Below are 18,247 nucleotides of genomic sequence, written 5' to 3'. Positions count from 1 at the left end.
GAGGCACTCAGTCCGCTAGAGGCTTGTTTCTCCGCGAGCCTAGCACCCTGCCCCGGCCATAGCTACGACAGCAGGCCGAGGTGGCGCGTCAGCTCGGATGCCGCCGCCGCGCCCGCCCGATTGGCGCCGACCGTCGAGGCCGACGGGCCATAGCCAACAAGGTGCACGCGCGGATCGCGGGCCGCCTGCGTGGCCAGGCGGCCAGTCATGGTGATGCCGCCTGCCGGCTCGCGCAGCTGCAGTGGCGCGAGGTGATCAAGCGCACTACGGAAGCCAGTACACCAGAGGATCACATCGACGGCCTGTTCGCGCCCGTCCGCCCAGCGCACGCCCCTTGGGGTGATCTCGCTGAACATTTCCTGCCTGTGCAGCACACCGCGTTCGCGCATCGCAAGAATCGCCGGGGTCATGGGCAGACCGGTGACCGAAACGACCGAATTGGGCGGCAGGCCCGCGCGCACCCTTTCCTCGACCAGCGCCACCGCGGCGCGGCCGGCATCCTCGTCGAACGGCCCATCGCGAAAGCGCGGCGGGGTGCGCGTGACCCAGCTGGTCCGGGTCACCATGGAAATCTGGTCAAGCAGCTGGATGGCCGAGATGCCGCCCCCCACGACCAGCACATGCTGGCCCTCGAAATCCTCGGCCCGGTGAAAGTCCTTGGTATGAAGCTGCCTGCCGGCGAAGAGGTCTGCACCGGGATAGGCGGGGATGTAGGGCTTTTCCCAGGTGCCGGTGGCATTGATGATGCCGCGCGCCGAGAACAGGCCCCGATCCGCCTCGACCCGCAGGCGTTCGCCCCGGTCGCAGACCACGCGGACGCTGGCGGGCCGCAGCACCTTGAGATCGAAATGGTCTTCATAGGCGGCGAAATATTGCGGCACGGCAACGGAGGCCTGCACGCTGGAATCGCCCCCCGCCATGTCGGCAAAGCTCATGCCAGGCAGGTCATGCACGCGATTGACGGTGGAGAGGGTAAGCGAGGGCCAACGGTATTGCCAGGCCCCGCCGGGGCGCGGCGCCTGATCGAGCACCAGAAAGTCCTTGCCGGGATTGAGGCCCAGCTTTTTGAGGTGGTAGGCAGCACTCAGGCCCGCCTGCCCGGCGCCGATGACGACGATGTCGAGCTTGAGCGCGACACGCAAGGCTTGGTCTGGTTCCGCCACTCTGACCCCCGAAAATACCCGCCAGATGTAGGCGCCCCTTCCCCCGCCAGCAAGTCAGGCAACTTCTGGCGCGCCAGCGGGTTGTGTGTGCCAGGGAGGGACGATCATGGCCCATGTGACCTATGACATAGTCGAGCATGATGGCGGCTTCGCCTACAAACTGGGAGATGTGTTCTCCGAGCCCTTTGCCACGCATCGGGCAGCGCTGGACGCAGCCATTGCGGCGGCCAACCGGCAGCAGGTGGCCGGCCACAGCACGGCGATCCTCTATCAGGACAGCGCCGGCAAGTGGCACGAGGAAATGTCCGACGGCGGCGACCGCCCCGAGACCGAGGTCGAGGACGACCTGATCGAGCCCGTCCCCAAACGCTGAGTTGCTTACCGGTTCAGGATGCGCCGCGCGCCGCCAGATGCTGGCCGGTGAGCGATGTCTTGGCCTTGGCCAGATCGGCCGGGAGGCCCTCGAACTGAATGGTGCCGCCATCCTGGCCAGCGCCGGGCCCCAGGTCGATGACCCAATCGGCGCGGGAAATGACGTCGAGATTGTGCTCGATGACGATCACCGATGATCCCGCATCGACCAGCCGGTCGAACAGCCCGATCAGCGTATCGACGTCGTTCATGTGCAGGCCGGTCGTCGGCTCGTCTAGCACATAGATATTGCCCTTCTTGCCCAGCTCCGCCGCGAGCTTGAGGCGCTGGCGCTCGCCGCCCGACAGGGTCGAAAGCGGCTGGCCCAGCGTCAGATAGCCCAGCCCGACATCGTCGAGCCCCTTGAGGATCTTGGCGATGGCCGGTTCGGTGAAGAACTCCACCGCCTCGCCCACGCTCATCTCGTAGACATCGCTGATCGACTTGCCGCGCAGCTGGTGTTCGAGCACTTCGGGCAAGAAACGCTTGCCCTCGCAGCTCTCGCATTCGGTGACCATCGGGTCGAGATGGGCAAGGTCGGTATAGATGACGCCCAGGCCGTTGCAGTCGGGGCAGGCGCCCTTGGAATTGGCCGAGAACAGCGAAGCATCCACGCCATTGGCCTTGGCGAAGGCCTTGCGCACGGCGTCGAGAATGCCGGTATAGGTCGCCGTATTGGAGCGCCGCGAGCCGCGTGCCAGGTTCTGATCGATGATGATGGTGTCGGGATAGGCCAGCGGCAGGCAGCCCTGGATGAGGCTCGACTTGCCCGAGCCCGCCACGCCCGACACTGCCGTCAGCACACCCTTGGGAATGTTGACCGAGACATCCTTGAGATTGTTGAGCCGGGCATGGGCAATCTTGAGCTCGCCCTCTTTCTGGCGCGGCTTGTCCTTGATGGGCTGGTGCTTCTTCATATGGTCGCCGGTAAGGGTGCCCGAGGCTAGAAGTCCTTCGTAGGCGCCCTGATAGACCACTTCGCCGCCCTTGCTGCCGGCGCGGGGACCCATATCGACCACATGGTCGGCAATGGCGATCATGTCGGGCTTGTGCTCGACGATGAGCACCGTATTGCCCTTGTCGCGCAGCTGTTCCATCAGCCCGGCCAGCCGGCCCACATCGTGTGGATGCAGGCCCACCGAGGGCTCGTCGAACACATAGGTTATGTCGGTCAGCGAGCTGCCCAGATGGCGCACCATCTTGACGCGCTGGCTTTCGCCACCCGACAGGGTCGAGCTTTCGCGATCAAGGCTGAGATAGCCGAGGCCAATGGTGACGAGGTTTTCCAGCCGCAGGGCCAGCGCTTCCAGCATCGGCCCGACCTGGGGCGCCTTGATGCCCCGCACCAGCTTGGCCAGCTCGCTCACCTGCATGGCCGACAGCTCGGCAATATTGTGCCCCCCGACCCTGCTGGCCAGTGCCTGCTGGTTGAGCCGCGCGCCCTTGCAGACCGGGCAGACGGCGCGGGTGAAGATACGATCATATTCGAGCCGCACATGGGGCTGCAGGGTTTCGGGATCCTTGGAACCAAGGCCCTTCTTGAGCTTGGCGACCACACCCTCATAGGTGATGTTGATCTTGCCAACCTTGACCTTGCGGCCATCGTCGAGGTTGAAGAGCATGTCGCGCTCTTCAGCGGTATAGTCCTTGATGGGCTTGTCGACATCGAACAGGCCCGCGCCGAAATAGGCCCCGGCCCACCAGCTGTCGATCTCGAAGCCCTTGGGCAGCAGCGCGCCCTGCTTGAGCGATTTGCTTTCGTCCACCACCGCCGACATGTCCATGGCCGCGACCTGCCCGATGCCCTCGCAATCGGGGCACATGCCGCGCGGATCATTGTAGGAATAGAGCCCGGGCGGGCCCAGCCGCGGTTCGGCCAGCCGCGAGAACAGCACGCGCAGCATCTGCGCCGCATCGGTCACGGTCGCCACGGTCGAGCGCGAATTGCCACCCAGCCGCTGCTGGTCGACAATGATCGCCGCCGAGATGTTTTCCAGCACGTCGGCGTCGGGCTGGCCGTAATGCGGCATGAACTGCTGCACGAAGGCCGGGTAGGTCTCGTTGATCAGCCGCTGGCTTTCTGCCGCGATGGTACCGAAAACCAGCGACGACTTGCCCGACCCCGACACGCCGGTGAATACGGTGATCTGGCGCTTGGGGATGTCGAGCGAGACATTCTTGAGATTGTTCTCGCGGGCGCCGCGAATGATGATCGAGCCGTAGTCGGGTGAAGTCACAGGGCAAACTCTTTGATGTGGCAGGACAGCCCCTTATCGGGGAGGTTGCTGACATGACGTGTCAGCACACCCGATTTCGACAGAAGCTAGCTGACGGATTTCTTGATCAGCGCGCCGATGGTCTTTTCATCGGCCGGGGTCAGCCGCGTTACCGCGAAAGAGGTTGGCCAGACCGTGCCGTCATCGAGCCTGGCGGCCTCGTTGAAACCGAAGCTGGCATAGCGCGCGTCGAACTTGCCGGCGGGGGTGAAAAAGCACACCACCTTGCCATCGCCATTGCTCCAGGCGGGCATGCCATACCAGGTCTTGGGCGCGAGATCGGGAGCGTTTTCCTTCACCAGCGCCCGCAGCTGCTCGGCAATGGTGCGATCGGATTCGCTCATTTCGGCGATCTTGGCCAGCATGTCGGCCTCCCCGTCGGCCTTCTTGCCCTTCTTGCGTTCGGCCTTGGCCTCCTGCATCGCCTCCAGTTCTGCGTCAGAAAAGACCTTCTCGCCTGTTTTCTTCGTGCCGGCCATGGGCATCCTCCTCGAATGGGAGGCCATCATATACGAGCCAGCCGATACGAAAAGGCGCAGCTCCACGGAGCCGCGCCTTGGTAGAATGCCGGGGCCGACGGGATCAGATCGCCAGGCCCTCGGCGTTGAACAGGTGTACCCGCGCGGGGTCCATATAGGCGGCGACTGTCGATCCCAGTTCGACCGGCCGCTGGCCTTCGAGCACGATGGTCATCGGCTGGCCGTCGCTGGTGGTGGCGTAAACCACGGTCTGCCCGCCGAGATTTTCGACCAGGTCGACCCGAAGGTCGGCCAGCTTGATGCCCGAGCCCGCGGTGAGGGTGATGTGCTCGGGCCGAATGCCCAGCGTCGTCGCGCCGGCGACGGTGCGCGGCAGGGCAATGGCATTGCCGGCCACCTGCAGCGCCTCGCCTGCGACGCCAGCGGTGAGGAAGTTCATCTTGGGCGAGCCGATAAAGCCGGCGACGAAGAGGTTTTTGGGATTGTTGTAGAGCTCGAGCGGGGCCCCCGCCTGCTCGATGACCCCACTACGAAGCACCACGATCTTGTCGGCCATGGTCATGGCCTCGACCTGGTCGTGGGTCACGTAGATCATGGTGTTACCCAGATCGTTGTGCAGCTTGGCGATCTCGACGCGCATGGCGACGCGCAGCTCGGCATCGAGGTTGGACAGCGGCTCGTCGAACAGGAAGATGCGCGGCTCGCGCACGATGGCGCGGCCGATGGCGACGCGCTGGCGCTGCCCGCCCGACAGTTGCTTGGGCTTGCGCTTGAGCAGCGGCTCGATCTTGAGGATTTCAGCGGCCTTCTGCACCCGGACAGCAATCTCGTCCTTGGGCATGCGGGCGGTTTCCAGCCCGAAAGCCAGGTTCTGGTAGACGTTCATATGCGGATAGAGCGCATAGGACTGGAACACCATGGCGATGCCGCGCCGGGCAGCCGGCACGTCGTTCATGCGCTGGCCGTCGATCAGCAGATCGCCCCCGGTAATCGGCTCGAGCCCGGCGATCATGCGCAGCAGGGTGGACTTGCCACAGCCCGAGGGTCCGACAAACACCGTGAACTCACCCGGATCGATGTCGAGGTCGACCCCATGGATCACCTGAACGTCGCCATAGGCCTTGAGAATCTGCCTGAGCTGAATGGTGGTCGACATGGCGGCCTCCTATGCGGTCCGGAACTGGGCGGGCACCCAGCTCTGATAGAGAGAATGGCTCGGCCCCAGCGGCAGGGCAACGTCTTCGCCGGTTCCCGACGAATGATAGAAGGCCGTGACCAGCTCGAGCGAGCGACGGGAATCGGCCGATGTCACCGGCAACGGGCCCGCCCCGGTCAGGGCATCGTGGAAGCGCGCCATCTGGGTCTGGAAGCGCGACGGCACATGACGCCAGTCTTTCAGAAGTTCGGCAATGGCTTCGTCGGTCTGCGGATTGCGCGGCTGGATCTTCCAGAGCTTGTCGCCGGGATTGTAGGCGGCGTGGTCGCTTTCGAAAGTGACGTTCTCGAAGGCGAGGCGGATGCGGGTGGTGTCGTCGGCCGCGCCCAGCGTCGCGGTAAAGCTCGCCAGAGCACCGGATCGCATCAGCAGCGAGGCGGTGATGGTGTCTTCCACCTCGATCGGATTGACCCTTGTGGCCACACGCCCGAAGACGCGCTCGATATCGCCCATCAGATAGGTGAAGAGGTCATGCGGGTGGATGGCATGGCCCATCAGCACGCCACCCAATTCGGTGGCCCATTTGCCGCGCCAGGGCACGGCATAATAGTCGGCGTCGCGGCGCCAGAGCGTTTCGACCGTGCCCATGAAGGGCTTGCCGGCAATGCCGGAGTCGATGATGGCCTTGGCCTGCTCGATGCCATCGCCGAAGCGATACTGGAACACCGGCATCAGCATGCCCTTGGCTGACTTCTCGGCCGCGATCACCGCATCGACCTGGGCGAGCGAGCCGACCAGCGGCTTTTCGCAGATGACATGCTTGCCCGCCTTGAGCGCGGCCATGACCATGGCGAAATGCACGCCCGGCGGGGTGCAGATATCGATGATGTCGATATCGTCCATCGCCAGCACCGCATCGAAATCGGTCACGCGCTGCGCGACGCCAAATTCATCGGCCACCGTGGCGAGGCGCTCCGGGTTCAGGTCGCAAAGCACCTTCACCTTGAATTTGTCGGCGTTAGGCAGGTAGCCCTCGACAATGTGGCTGCGCCCGATGCCAACCCCGATGATGGCGACGTTGAAAACCCGGCTCATTGCTGCCACTCCGTACCACGCTCTGCCATTGCCTGGGCGGTCAGCGCCAGCTTCATGGCGTTGAAGCACCGCTCCTGGGGAATTGCCGTTTCCGTGCGGTTGCGCACGTCTTCAAGGAATTGCCGGCCGAAGGGACGGTCAACCTTGCTGCAGTCGATGTGGCGGGGCCCTTCGTGGTTGACGAGGAACAGGTGATCCTCACCGGGGCGACCGGCAATGTCGATATATTTGCGCAGCTCGATATAGCCTTCGGTGCCCAGAATGGTCAGGCGCCCGTCGCCCCAGGTGGGCAGGCCGCTGGGGGTGAACCAGTCCACCCGGACATAGCCCGTCGTGTCCTTGGTGCGCAGATGCACATCGCCCACATCCTGCAGGCCCGGCCGGTCGGGATGGGCCCGGTTGGCAACGCTGGCCGACACAACTTCGGCATCCATGGCATTGGAGAAGAACAGGAACTGCTCGAACTGGTGGCTGGCAATGTCGCAGAGGATGCCGCCATAGCGGGCCCGCTCGAAGAACCAGTCGGGGCGCTGGTTGTTGCGGATGGCGTGGGGGCCAAGCCCCACCGTGTTGATCACCTTGCCGATGGCACCCTGGGCGATGAGATTGCCCGCTTCCACCGTGGCGCGCACTTCGAAATGCTCGGAATAGAGCACGCCATAGATGCGGCCCGTCTCCTTCTGCACGCGCCGGATTTCGTCGAGCTGGGCGAAGGTGGTCATGCCCGGCTTGTCGGAGAGCACATCCTTGCCGTGCTGCATGGCCGTGATCGAGATCGCGGCCCGGTCGGCGGGAATGGCCGAGGTCAGCACCACCGCGATGGATGGATCTTCGAGAATGGCGCGCGGATCGGCGACGCGCCGGGCCTGCGGATACTTGGCCGCAAAGGCAGTGGCCAGGTCGTCTTCCACCGCGTGGAAGGCCACCAGCTGCGCGCCGGCATCGGCGAGGCAGTCCACCTGTCCGTAGATATGGCTGTGATTGATGCCGATGGCGGCAAACTTGATATCGGTCATAGGGACTAGCGTTTCATACCGGTGGTAGCGATGCCCTCGATGAGCAGGCGCTGGAAGAACAGGAAGAACAGGAAGATCGGCACGATCGAGAGCACGCTCATGGCGAATAGGGCGCCGTAGTCACTCAGGCCGGTACTGTCGGTGAAGGTGCGCAGCCCCAGCATCACGGTGTAGGACTTCATTTCGCTGAGGTAGATCAGCGGGCCGAAGAAATCGTCCCAAGTCCAGATGAAGGTGAAGATGGCCGCCGTCGCCAGAACGGGCATGGAAAGCGGGATGATGATCTTCCAGTAGATGCGCCAGGGCGAGCAGCCGTCCATCTGTGCGGCCTCGTCGAGTTCCCTGGGCAGGCCGCGGAAGAACTGCACCATGAGGAAGATGAAGAAGCCGTCGGCCGCGAGGAATTTCGGCACTACGAGCGGCAGGAAGCTGTTCACCCAACCCAGCTGGCGGAACAGCACATATTGGGGGATCAGCGTGACCTGATAGGGCAGCATCAGGGTCATCAGCATCAGCGCGAACCAGAAGTTCTTGCCGCGGAACTGCAGCCGGGCAAACGCATAGGCCGCCATGGAGCAGGCCACCACATTGCCGATGACGCTGAGGATCGAGATGATGAAGCTGTTGGTGAAGAACACGCCAAAGCTGGTGCGCAACCCGTTCCAGCCGCGCACATAGGCATCGAGACTCCAGGCGGAGGGGATGATGCTGGTCGAGGTGAAGATCTCGTTTTCCGGGCGGAACGAGGCCGAGAGCATCCACAGCAGCGGATAAAGCATCAGCACCGAGGCTCCGAGCAGGGCCGCATGGGTCAGCACCGTGATGATGCGGCGCTGCATGGGCGAAAGCGTGCGCAGGCCGACAACGGTCAGTTTGTTGGGGCTGTCACTCATCGTAGTGCACCCAGAACTTGGAAGTGAGGAACGAGATGGCGGTGAACGCCCCGACCAGTGCCAGCAGGACCCAGGCCAGCGCCGAGGCATAGCCCATCCGGAAGAAGCCAAAGGCCTCCTGGTAGAGATAGAGCGTGTAGAACAGCGTCGAGTTGATCGGGTTGCCGGTGCCGCCCGAGATGATGAAGGCAGGCGTGAAGCTCTTGAAGGCCTCGATGGTCTGGATGATGGCGTTGAAGAACACCACCGGCGTCAGCAAAGGCAGCGTGATCTTGACGAATTGCCGCCATTTGCTGGCGCCATCCAGGCTTGCCGCCTCATACATATCCTGCGGAATCTGGCGCAGGCCGGCGAGGAAAATGATCATCGGCGAGCCGAACTGCCAGATCGACAGCACGATCAGCGTCCACAGCGAATAGTTGGGGTTGGAGATCCAGCTCGGACCCTGGATGCCAAAATTGGCGAGGAACTGATTGACCAGGCCATTGCCGGCAAAAATCTGCCGCCACAGGATGGCGATGGCAACCGACGCACCCAGCAGGCTCGGCAGGTAGAACAGCGCCCGGTAGAGCGGCAGCCCCTTGATGCCACGATTGAGCAGCAGGGCCACGGCCAGCGCAAAGGCCAGCTTGAGCGGCACCGAGAAGATGACGAAGAACATGGTCACCCGCATCGACGTCCAGAATTTGGGGTCGTTGGTGAACATGCGCATGTAGTTGTCGAGGCCGGCCCAGCGCGGCTCGGTCAGCAGGTCGAAATGGGTGAAGCTGAGATAGAGCGAGGTCACCATCGGACCGACGGTGAGCCCGATGAAGCCGATCAGCCAGGGCAGCAGGAACAGATAGCCGGGGGCATCGTTCTGCCAGAAGCGGGACCATACCGACGGGGAGGCCGCGCGCTCCCTTGCGGGAGCGCCCGAGTCAAGGGAGCGCGCGGTCATGGCTTAGCTCGCCCGTGCCAGGATGGCCGCAGCTTCAGTCACGAAGTACTTGCCGCCATCTTCCGGCGAACGGCCGCCAAAGGCGATTTCCTGGCTGAGGGTACGCAGCAGCGAGGTGTCGATTTCACCGGCTGCAGCGGGCGGGGACGGCGGCAGCTTGCCGAGCAGGTCACCCAGATTAGCCACGAAGTTCAGCGCGATCTGGTTGGCTTCGTCCAGGGTCGGGGCCACGGCCTCGCGGGTCGCTGCCGAGCACGGAATGCCGCGTTCAACGCCCAGGATCTTGCCGGCATCGAGGTCCTTGATGAAGAAGTTGATCAGCTTGGCGGCATTTTCCTTGTTGGTCGAGCTGCCGGCCACCGAGAAGAACATCGAAGGCTTGCGGTAGTGACCGCCGCCGACGCCTGCGGCGATGCGCGGGTAACCCGACATGCCGAGCTTGTCCTTGACCAGTGCCTGGAAGCCCACGAGCTGGTTGGAGTTGGACGGCATCAGCGCCGACTTGCCAAGCACCAGCATGGTGCTTTCGAGCGGGCCGGTATCGAGCGCCTGGTCTTCAGGGGTCACGCAGACCTTGGCCTCGCGCAGCTTGGCCCAGTGCTGGAACCATTCGACGGCGTCTTCCTCGGCAAAACCGAGCTTGCCATCGGCGGTGTAGAGGGCCTTGCCGCGCTGGCGCAGCCAGTTGTCGAGCATCGGCTCGCTGCCCGAACCATCCATGATGGCGCGCATGCCGCCACGGATATTGGCGCTGTTGAAGGCCTCGCCGATCGCCATGATGTCGTCCCAGGTCGTGGCATTGGTCGGGACGGCGACGCCGACTTCTTCGAAGGCGCTGGTATTGTTGAGCAGGGCGACCGAGTTGGCGCCCAGGCTGATGCCGTAGAGCTTGCCATCGACCTTACCGCCATCGAGCTGGTCCTGGTCGAAATCGCTGAGATCGAGGGCGCCGCCCACGAATTCGTCGAGCGGGGCAATGGCGTTGCGCTTGGCGTATTCAACGATGAAACGGTAGTCCATCTGGATCACGTCGGGGGCATTACCGCCGGCGGTCTGGGTGGCCAGCTTGGGCCAGTAGTCGTTCCAGGCGAGGAACTCGCTCTGCACCTTGCCGCCATTGGCGGCGTCGAACAGGTCAGTCACGCCATTGGTGCGGTCGGCACGGGCCTGGCCGCCCCAGAAGATCAGACGCAGATCCTTGTCCTGGGCCCAGGCCGGCATCACGCCGGCGGCGCCAGCCGCAACCAGAGCCGAGCTGCCCATCAGGAATTGGCGGCGGTCGATACGAAGTGTCATTCGGTTTCCTCCCATGAAACTATGATTGTTCCCTCAGGAACGCAGCGACCCAGCAGCCTCCCCGCCGCTAAATCACCAATCGGTTACATCTTCTGCGCCGCGCAACAGGCTCGTCACGAGCGCTTCTGAGCGTTTTTTGCTGCACTTACCTCAAACAAACAAAACAAATAACCGACTAGTTACGACATAGCATACACATTCCCGGCAAGGCAATCGCTTGTATGGAAGCTTGCGGGGGCCAAAAAGTCCACCCCTGCTGCGGCACTTCCGGGGCGGGAAATGGCCCGCTTTCCGGTCGTTGCGGCCCGTTCCGATGAACCAGCCGCAGCGCGCTTCCATGGCCATTTTCGCGGCCACGGGCCTTGTTGAAGAGGAGCTTGTCCCAGGCTCGACCAAAAGAAAAATACGAAATAGCCTCTCCATCATAGAAAAAATCTATGTCGAGGTTTCGATGGACAAGCTGCTCACCCAGTTCCTCGCGGTCGCCGAGGCCGGCACGATCACCGCCGCGGCGACGGCCCTGTTCGTTACCCAGCCGACGCTGACCTTCAACATGCGCAAGCTGGAGGAGAATCTGGGGGTGAGCCTGTTGATCCGCACACCGCGCGGAGTGGAACTGACCGAATATGGCGAAACGCTCTACCAGAATGCCCGGCTGATGCGCCGCCTCTACGACAACACGCTCACTGCCCTGGCACATCAGCGCGGGCGCACCGAACAGGGACTGCATATCGGGTCGGGCTATTCGTGGTGGACGCTGTTCCTGCGCGACATGGTGCTCGATTATGCCACCCGGTTTCCCAATGCGCGCATCCATGTGAGCCTGGGCAACCAGCTGCGGTGCATGGACCAGTTGCTGAGCGGGGACATTTCCCTATTCGTCGCCCACGAGATCGAGGGCCTCAGTCGCAGCACCGGGGCGCGGCTGGTGCCGCTGACCCGGGTTGGGCAGGGCTATTTTGTGCGTGAGGGGCATCCCCTGCTCAGTCGGCCGCGCTCGCTGACCGAAATCGAGGCCTTTCCCGCCGTCACCAGCTCGCTGCCCGAAACCCGCCACCAGCGGTTCTTCGAGGCCTGGAGCCGCACCACTTCCGCCAGTGCACCCTTCGACCAGGGCAAATATGCCTTCGCCTCCAATTCGCTGGCGGCCTGCCTCGACTATGTCGAGCGCAGCGATGCCGTGCTCGGGCACACCGAAGTGATGGAAGCCGAATTCATCCGCCGCGGCTTGCGCCGAATTGCCGTGACCGAAGCCACACGGCAGAGCCTGATCGGCATCTATGTGCTGCAGGAACGAGAGGCTGAACCACGAGTAGCCGAGCTGATCGCCAAGATCCAGGAAGCCGCCTCCGAGGTGCTTCCGCCGCTGAACTAGGGCGGCAGGTGGTCAGGCCGGCTGAGTCCGCAGGTAGTCCACCACCATCTGCACGGCCTGGGCTTCGCGCTCCTGCACCATGTCGATGCCGCTGAGGTCGCGCGCAAAGATCACAGAGAGCGTCGCCATGTTGGACACATAGAAGAAGCCGAGCGCGGCAATCGAAATGTAGAGCTGCACCGGATCGACGTCGCGCCGGAAAATACCGGCATCGGCGCCACGCTCGACGATCGTGGTGATCTGCCCCACCAGCGGGGAATGCAGCGCCTGGATATCGGGCAGTGTCTTGAGGAAGCGCGCATTCTCGATATTTTCGGTGCCCAGCAGGCGCGGAAACCAGGGATTGGCGAGGAAGTGCCTGAAGGTGAAGCGCACCAGCCGGTCCATGGCATCGACGGGACCATACTGGTCGAGCGAGAGCGCCCGCTCACCCTTGCGGATCTCCTGATAGGCATCGAGCAGCACCGCCCGGTAGAGATCTTCCTTGTTGCCGAAGTAGTGGTAGAGCAGCCGCTTGTTGGCGCCAGCCAGGGCCGCAATGGCATCCACCCGCGCGCCCTCGAAGCCCCGTTCGGCAAATTCGGCCCGCCCGGCCACCAGAATGTCCGCCTTGGTCTTTTCCGAATTGCGTGCCCGTCGCGGCGCGTCAGCCTTGGGAAGGGGCTTTGGCGCGGCCACGGGGGATGAGGGCTCTGACACGCTGAGATACCGCCGGAATGGACATGAGGATGGTGAAAACGATGATGATGCAGATAACAGCACTGATCGGACGGGTAAAGAACGGGCTCGGATCACCATTGGTCAGCTGCAGCCCGCGCCGCAGGTTGAGATCGAGCAGGTCGCCCAGCACGATGCCCAGCACCAGCGGCGCCATCGGGAACTTCATTTCCCGCAGCAGGAAGCCGACAATGCCGAAGAACAGCATGACATAGACGTCGAACATGCGCTGGGTGATCGCAAAGGAGCCGACCACGCAGAGCACGTAGATCACTGCCATCAGCCGCTCGCGCGGGACCATCAGCACCTTGATGAAGAGCTTGGTTAGTGACAGGCCGAAGATCAGGTTGGCCAGCGTCGCCAGCAGCAGCATGGCCACGACCTGATAGAGAAAGACCGGATTTTCCACCATCAGCATCGGGCCGGGCCGGATGCCGTGGATGTACATGGCTGCGATCAGCACGGCCGCTGCCGCCGAGCCGGGCAGCGCCAGGGTCAGCGTCGGTATCATGGCGGCCGAAACCACCGCATTGTCGCCGGTCTCGGCAGCGATCAGGCCTTCCTGGCTGCCCTTGCCGAACATTTCGGGGTTCTTGGAAAAGCGCTTGGCGGCAGCATAAGAGGTCCACGAGCCCACGTCTTCGCCGACGCCGGGAATGATGCCGACCAGCGTGCCGATGACGCCGGAGCGCAGGATGGTCTTCCAGTATTGGAAGATCTCGCGGAAGCTGGGCACGACGCGGTCATTGACCGAGGCGATATTGGCCACCGCCGTGCGCTTCATCGAGGAGAGGATTTCGGCCAGCCCGAACGCCCCCACCATGGCCGGGATCAGGTCGACCCCGCCCCCCAGCGCCTGGATGCCGAAGGTAAAGCGCTGATGGGCGTGCAGGGTCTCCATGCCGACCATCGCGACCAGCAGGCCCAGCACACCGGCAATATAGCCCTTGAGCGGCGTATCGCTGCCGGTCATCTGGCCGGAAATCACGACGCCAAACAGCGCCAGCCAGAAGAATTCATAGGAGCCGAATTTCAACGCCGCCTCGCTTAGCGCCGGGGCGATGATGGCAAGAAAGAAGATGCCGACCATGGTGCCCAGGGTCGATGACGTGGTGGCAAGCCCCATGGCCAGGCCGGCTTTGCCCTGCAGGGCCAGCGGATGACCGTCGAGCGTTGCGGCCGCATTGGCGGGCGTGCCCGGAATGTTGAGCAGGATGGCGGTGCGGCTGCCACCATAGATGGCGCCGAGATAGACGCACATCAGCGTCAGGATCGCCTGATCGGGCGCCATCTTGTAGGTCAGCGTCACCAACAGCGCGATGCCCATGGTGGCGGTCAGGCCCGGCAAGATGCCGATGGTCACCCCGAGCAGCGTCGCCCAGATCACGTTGAACAGCGCGCCGGGGGTCATGAAGTGGCCAATGCCCTGGCCGAGAAGCAGCAATCCGTCGAACATGAACTGCTCCTAAGGCAGGCGAATGAGGAAGATGCGTTCGAAGGCGTAGGAAATGCCTCCCCCCGCGACCAGGGCGACACCCGCCGCCCACAGCACCGTGCGCAAAAGCGGGGCCGGCTGATCGGCCAGCACGGTTTCGAACAGCACGATGAAGGTGAAAATGAACAGCATGGCGGCCAGCCAGAACGGCAGCCAGCCCATCAGGCCCAAGGTGAAGACGAGCGCCAGGGCCAGCACGGCGCCGACACGAAACGCCTGCCAGCTGACCAGCAGCTGCGCCAGCCCCAGCCAGCCGCCCGGCCCGTCGATCTTCCACGAGCGCCAGGCCAGCAATCCGCCCAGCAGTGTCAGCACCGCGCCCAGAATCATCGGCACGAGGCCGGGAATGGTGGCGGGGTGGATCCGGCGCGCTTCCAGCCGCGGCATGGTCCAGCTCAGGTAAAACACCGCAAGCCCCAGCGCGACGAGCACAAGGGCGGCAACAAGATCGGCGCGGGCGCGAACCGCCTCTTCGCTGGACTCGGTATTCATGCGGCAGGTGTCCTTGGTAAAAGCGGCGGACGGAGCCGAGCTCCGCCCGCCCGGGAGTGTTACTGCGCGCCCACTTCGGTGCGGGTTTCGCAGTCAATGCCGATGGTCGACGGATCGGTGACCGCCTCGCCGCGCAGCACGGCGTCGCAGGCTTCGAGGATCACGACCGGCATGGCCAGCGCACGGGCCTCGGCACCATAGGCGGGGGAGAACACCGCGCCGAAGGTCTCGGCATAGGTCTTGACCGCTGGCGAAGTGGCGACCTGTTCGGCCCAGATATTGTCGAGCGTGGCGACCACTTCGGCAGGCACGCCGGTCGGCACGAAAATGCCGAAATAGTCGGGCGCCAGTTCCATGTCGGGCAGCCAGGTGGTGATCGGCTGGATCGGCTCCACGCCTTCGAGCACAAGCGGCTTGTCGGACAGCACGGCCAGCGCGCGCAGGCGGCCGCCGCGGATCAATTCGGTCTGTTCCACCGCCAACTGGGTGGTGACCATGGCTTCACCGGCTGCAGCGGCAATCGCAGCCGGGCCGCCGCCGTCATAGGTCACCATGTTGAAGGGGAAGTTGTCCGCAGCGCCGCTCAGCGCGCCGATGGCCGTGCCACCCGACGAAGTGATGCCGGCCGTGGCCACGGTCACTTCATTGCCGCGCGTCTTGAACGCTTCCAGCAACTGGCCGAAATCCTTGAATTCGCTGTCGGCGGGCACGCTCACCACCGGCACGTTGGCGACGGAGAGATAGATGTGCCAGTCGTCGATATCGGTGCCTTCGAGCAGGCCGGTCACCGCATAGGTGGCGTTGTTGGCAATGGCATTGGCGGTCCAGGTATAGCCGTCGCGCGGAGCGTTCAGCACTTCCTGGGTGCCGATGGCGCCCGAGGCCCCCGGCTGGTTGACCACGACAACGTCGACGCCAAGCGCTTCTGCCAGGATTGGCGCGGTGACGCGGGCGATCTGGTCGGTCGACCCGCCGGCGCCCCATGGCACGATCAGGTTGATCGGACGATCGGGTTTCCACTCCTGCGCGGCGGCCAAAGATGTGCCCAGCAACAGCGCCGATGCGCCGCCAGCCAGGACAAACAGCATGCGTCTGTTCATCGCAAATCCTCCCAATATCCCTGCGGCCCGGATATTTCCGTGACCCCCTGCTGCAGACTGCGGGCGTCAATCCTTGCTGTCAACCCACTAAGTAACCATTTGGTTCTTTCATTTTTGGTCGACCAGGCGCCCAATATTCGTGTCCCCGCCACTGGATAGCCATTGCATAGCCGTCTCGGGCCAAGCATCCTGAACCATAGGGTTGCTTTGTTTGGGGTGCAGTGTGGATATTCAGTCGGCTGGTATCATGGTCGTGGCGTTGAGCCTGGGGGCCGTGGTCAAGGGCGCGACGGGCATGGGCCTGCCGCTGATCGCACTGCCGGTACTGGCCTCGTTTTTCGGCCTACAGCATGCGATCGGGCTGATGGTCATTCCGCTCATCGTCACCAATGGCTGGCAGATCTGGCGCTTCCGGGACGCAGCGCGCGCCCCGCAGATGGGCTTCATGCCATGGTTCCTGATCAGCGGCGCGGCAGGCGTCGCGCTGGGCACCTGGGCGCTGGTCGCCCTGCCGGAACGGGCGCTGGAGCTTGGCCTGGGCATCATTCTGATCGGCTATGTGGCGCTGCGCCTATTAACGCCGCATTTCGCCCTGAGCGAGACCGCGGCCCGGCGCTGGGGCCCGCTGGCGGGCACCGGCGCCGGCATTTTGCAAGGCGCCACAGGCATTTCCTCGCCGATCGGCGTCACCTTCATCCATGCCATGGCGCTGGATCGGCAGGCCCATGTGTTTGCCGTCTCGGCCATGTTCCTGGTGTTTTCGCTGGTGCAGTGGCCCGCCCTCTGGGCCACCGGCGTGATGCGCCCGGAATGGCTGCTACAGGGCTTGCTCGCCATGATTCCGATCCTGCTGTTCATGCCGGCCGGCCAGTGGATCAGCGGACGGCTCAGCCGCACTGCCTTCGATCGCATGATCCTGGGCTTCCTCGGCGTCATCGGCCTCAAGATGGTGCTGGGGCTCTAGCCCCGCGCCACTGCCCGGCCTCCTAGGGCCCCATCCGCCCTACCCCCTCCGAACGTCGCATACCGATGCCCGCTTGACGGCCTCCTGCTGCCTGTGTAGCTAAGTAACCAATCAGTTACACCGCAAAGGCGGCAGGGAGGAATATCAAATGGCGGACAGGCGGCTTGGCCTCATCATGCATGGCGTCACCGGACGCATGGGTTACAACCAGCATCTGGTGCGCTCCATCCTGGCCATTCGCGACCAGGGCGGCGTGATGTTGTCCAATGGCGACCGCCTCGTGGTCGATCCGATCATCGTCGGCCGCGATGCCGACAAGATCGAGCGCCTCGCCAAGAAGCATGACATCAAGCGCTGGAGTTCCGACCTCGATGCGGCTCTCGCCAATCCCGAAGACACGGTGTTTTTCGATGCCGGCACCACGCTGATGCGCGCCAGCCTGATCGAGAAGGCGCTGGCAGCAGGCAAACATGTCTATTGCGAAAAGCCGACCTCAGATTCCCTCGACATCGCCGTGGCCCTCGCCAAGACCGCGCGCGCTTCGGGCCTCAAGCATGGCGTGGTGCAGGACAAACTGTTCCTGCCGGGCCTGATGAAGCTCAAGATGCTGCGCGACAGCGGCTTCTTTGGCGAGATCCTCTCGGTGCGCGGCGAGTTCGGCTACTGGGTCTTCGAAGGCGACTGGCAGCCCGCCCAGCGTCCCAGCTGGAACTATCGCAAGGCCGATGGCGGCGGCATCATCCTCGATATGCTGTGCCACTGGCGCTACGTGCTCGATAACCTGTTCGGCGAAGTCAAAGCCGTCTCGTGCCTGGGCGCGACGCATATCCCGACCCGCGTCGACGAAAAGGGCAAGCCCTACAAGGCCGATACCGATGACGCGGCCTATGCCACGTTCGAACTCGAAGGCGGGGTAATCGCCCAGATCAACTCGAGCTGGACCACCCGCGTGCGCCGCGACGATCTCGTGACCTTCCATGTCGATGGCACGCATGGTTCGGCGGTAGCGGGCCTGCACAAATGCTGGAGCCAGCATCGCGTCAACACGCCCAAGCCGGTATGGAACCCCGATCAGCCCCAGACCATGAACTTCTTCAACGACTGGGAAGAGGTGCCGGACAACTGGCCGGCCCAGAACGGCTTCAAGGCGCAGTGGGAAATGTTCCTCCGCCACGTCGCCGAAGACGCGCCCTGGGAATATGGCCTCGAAGCCGGCGCCAAGGGCGTGCAGCTGGCTGAACTCGGCCTGCAGAGCTGGGCCGAACGCCGGTGGCTCGATGTGCCGACGCTGGAATTCTGAAACGCCGCCTGAGGCACTGCCTCGCCCCACCCACGGTGTCACCCCGGCCTTGAGCCGGGGCCCATCCTGAGATCGTTCG

Annotated in this window: 17 protein-coding genes; 4 read left to right on the top strand and 13 right to left on the bottom strand. The window is 63.7% G+C overall.

All coding sequences use genetic code 11. The features are described 5' to 3' along the window. Positions 1-62: 62 nt before the first annotated feature. Positions 63-1,163, bottom strand: a complete 1,101-nt coding sequence (locus ACZ5WT_RS06630; protein ID WP_464286588.1) for an NAD(P)-binding domain-containing protein — start codon at positions 1,161-1,163, stop codon at positions 63-65. 106 nt (positions 1,164-1,269) lie between these two features. Here ACZ5WT_RS06630 and ACZ5WT_RS06625 point away from each other — a divergent pair, with 106 nt between their 5' ends. Continuing rightward, entirely contained in the window at positions 1,270-1,536 is a 267-nt protein-coding gene (locus ACZ5WT_RS06625; RefSeq protein WP_464286587.1) for a hypothetical protein, read from the top strand. Between the two features lie 13 nt (positions 1,537-1,549). Here ACZ5WT_RS06625 and ACZ5WT_RS06620 read toward each other — a convergent pair whose 3' ends face one another. The 8 genes from ACZ5WT_RS06620 to ACZ5WT_RS06585 form a co-directional block, all read right to left on the bottom strand. After that, positions 1,550-3,811 carry an ATP-binding cassette domain-containing protein gene (locus ACZ5WT_RS06620; protein ID WP_464286586.1) on the bottom strand — a complete coding sequence of 754 codons (2,262 nt, stop codon included), beginning with the start codon at positions 3,809-3,811 and terminating at the stop codon, positions 1,550-1,552. Between the two features lie 86 nt (positions 3,812-3,897). Further along, the gene (locus ACZ5WT_RS06615; protein ID WP_464286585.1) at positions 3,898-4,329 is read right to left on the bottom strand and encodes an iron chaperone; all 432 of its coding nucleotides are present in this window, start codon (positions 4,327-4,329) and stop codon (positions 3,898-3,900) included. A 103-nt stretch (positions 4,330-4,432) separates the two neighbouring features. Next, positions 4,433-5,485: an ABC transporter ATP-binding protein gene (locus ACZ5WT_RS06610; RefSeq protein ID WP_464286584.1), complete on the bottom strand. Its 1,053-nt coding sequence runs from the start codon at positions 5,483-5,485 to the stop codon at positions 4,433-4,435. Positions 5,486-5,494: 9 nt separating this feature from the next. After that, complete coding sequence (locus ACZ5WT_RS06605; RefSeq protein WP_464286583.1) at positions 5,495-6,580, bottom strand: Gfo/Idh/MocA family protein; 1,086 nt, start codon at positions 6,578-6,580, stop codon at positions 5,495-5,497. After that, positions 6,577-7,596 carry a Gfo/Idh/MocA family protein gene (locus tag ACZ5WT_RS06600; protein ID WP_464286582.1) on the bottom strand — a complete coding sequence of 340 codons (1,020 nt, stop codon included), beginning with the start codon at positions 7,594-7,596 and terminating at the stop codon, positions 6,577-6,579. The genes ACZ5WT_RS06605 and ACZ5WT_RS06600 overlap by 4 nt, the downstream gene beginning before the upstream one ends. 5 nt (positions 7,597-7,601) lie before the next feature. Then, positions 7,602-8,435, bottom strand: coding sequence for a carbohydrate ABC transporter permease (locus ACZ5WT_RS06595; protein ID WP_464287159.1), 834 nt, complete (start codon positions 8,433-8,435; stop codon positions 7,602-7,604). A gap of 46 nt (positions 8,436-8,481) precedes the next feature. Next, entirely contained in the window at positions 8,482-9,429 is a 948-nt protein-coding gene (locus tag ACZ5WT_RS06590) for a carbohydrate ABC transporter permease (RefSeq protein ID WP_464286581.1), read from the bottom strand. A 3-nt stretch (positions 9,430-9,432) separates the two neighbouring features. After that, positions 9,433-10,725: an ABC transporter substrate-binding protein gene (locus tag ACZ5WT_RS06585; RefSeq protein WP_464286580.1), complete on the bottom strand. Its 1,293-nt coding sequence runs from the start codon at positions 10,723-10,725 to the stop codon at positions 9,433-9,435. Positions 10,726-11,176: 451 nt separating this feature from the next. Here ACZ5WT_RS06585 and ACZ5WT_RS06580 point away from each other — a divergent pair, with 451 nt between their 5' ends. Beyond that, positions 11,177-12,100, top strand: coding sequence for a LysR family transcriptional regulator (locus ACZ5WT_RS06580; RefSeq protein ID WP_464286579.1), 924 nt, complete (start codon positions 11,177-11,179; stop codon positions 12,098-12,100). Between the two features lie 12 nt (positions 12,101-12,112). Here the strand turns inward: ACZ5WT_RS06580 and ACZ5WT_RS06575 are convergent, their stop codons facing one another. Genes ACZ5WT_RS06575 through ACZ5WT_RS06560 form a run of 4 tightly spaced genes read right to left on the bottom strand, consistent with a single transcriptional unit; the run spans position 12,113 to position 15,904 of the window. Continuing rightward, positions 12,113-12,778 (bottom strand): TetR/AcrR family transcriptional regulator, encoded by a 666-nt coding sequence (locus ACZ5WT_RS06575; RefSeq protein ID WP_464286578.1) that lies wholly within the window; start codon positions 12,776-12,778, stop codon positions 12,113-12,115. Then, the gene (locus tag ACZ5WT_RS06570) at positions 12,747-14,273 is read right to left on the bottom strand and encodes a tripartite tricarboxylate transporter permease (RefSeq protein WP_464286577.1); all 1,527 of its coding nucleotides are present in this window, start codon (positions 14,271-14,273) and stop codon (positions 12,747-12,749) included. The genes ACZ5WT_RS06575 and ACZ5WT_RS06570 overlap by 32 nt, the downstream gene beginning before the upstream one ends. Before the next feature lie 9 nt (positions 14,274-14,282). Beyond that, entirely contained in the window at positions 14,283-14,804 is a 522-nt protein-coding gene (locus tag ACZ5WT_RS06565; protein ID WP_464286576.1) for a tripartite tricarboxylate transporter TctB family protein, read from the bottom strand. 59 nt (positions 14,805-14,863) lie between these two features. After that, positions 14,864-15,904, bottom strand: a complete 1,041-nt coding sequence (locus ACZ5WT_RS06560; RefSeq protein ID WP_464286575.1) for a Bug family tripartite tricarboxylate transporter substrate binding protein — start codon at positions 15,902-15,904, stop codon at positions 14,864-14,866. Between the two features lie 223 nt (positions 15,905-16,127). Here ACZ5WT_RS06560 and ACZ5WT_RS06555 point away from each other — a divergent pair, with 223 nt between their 5' ends. Next, the gene (locus ACZ5WT_RS06555; RefSeq protein WP_464286574.1) at positions 16,128-16,868 is read left to right on the top strand and encodes a sulfite exporter TauE/SafE family protein; all 741 of its coding nucleotides are present in this window, start codon (positions 16,128-16,130) and stop codon (positions 16,866-16,868) included. A gap of 148 nt (positions 16,869-17,016) precedes the next feature. Then, on the top strand, positions 17,017-18,168 hold the full coding sequence (locus ACZ5WT_RS06550) for a Gfo/Idh/MocA family protein (protein WP_464286573.1): 1,152 nt from the start codon (positions 17,017-17,019) through the stop codon (positions 18,166-18,168). The last annotated feature ends 79 nt before the right edge of the window (positions 18,169-18,247 follow it).

Source organism: Devosia sp. T2-14 (assembly GCF_055397495.1).
Note: the sequence above shows the minus strand (reverse complement) of the source record. Positions and strands in the feature narration are given on the sequence as shown.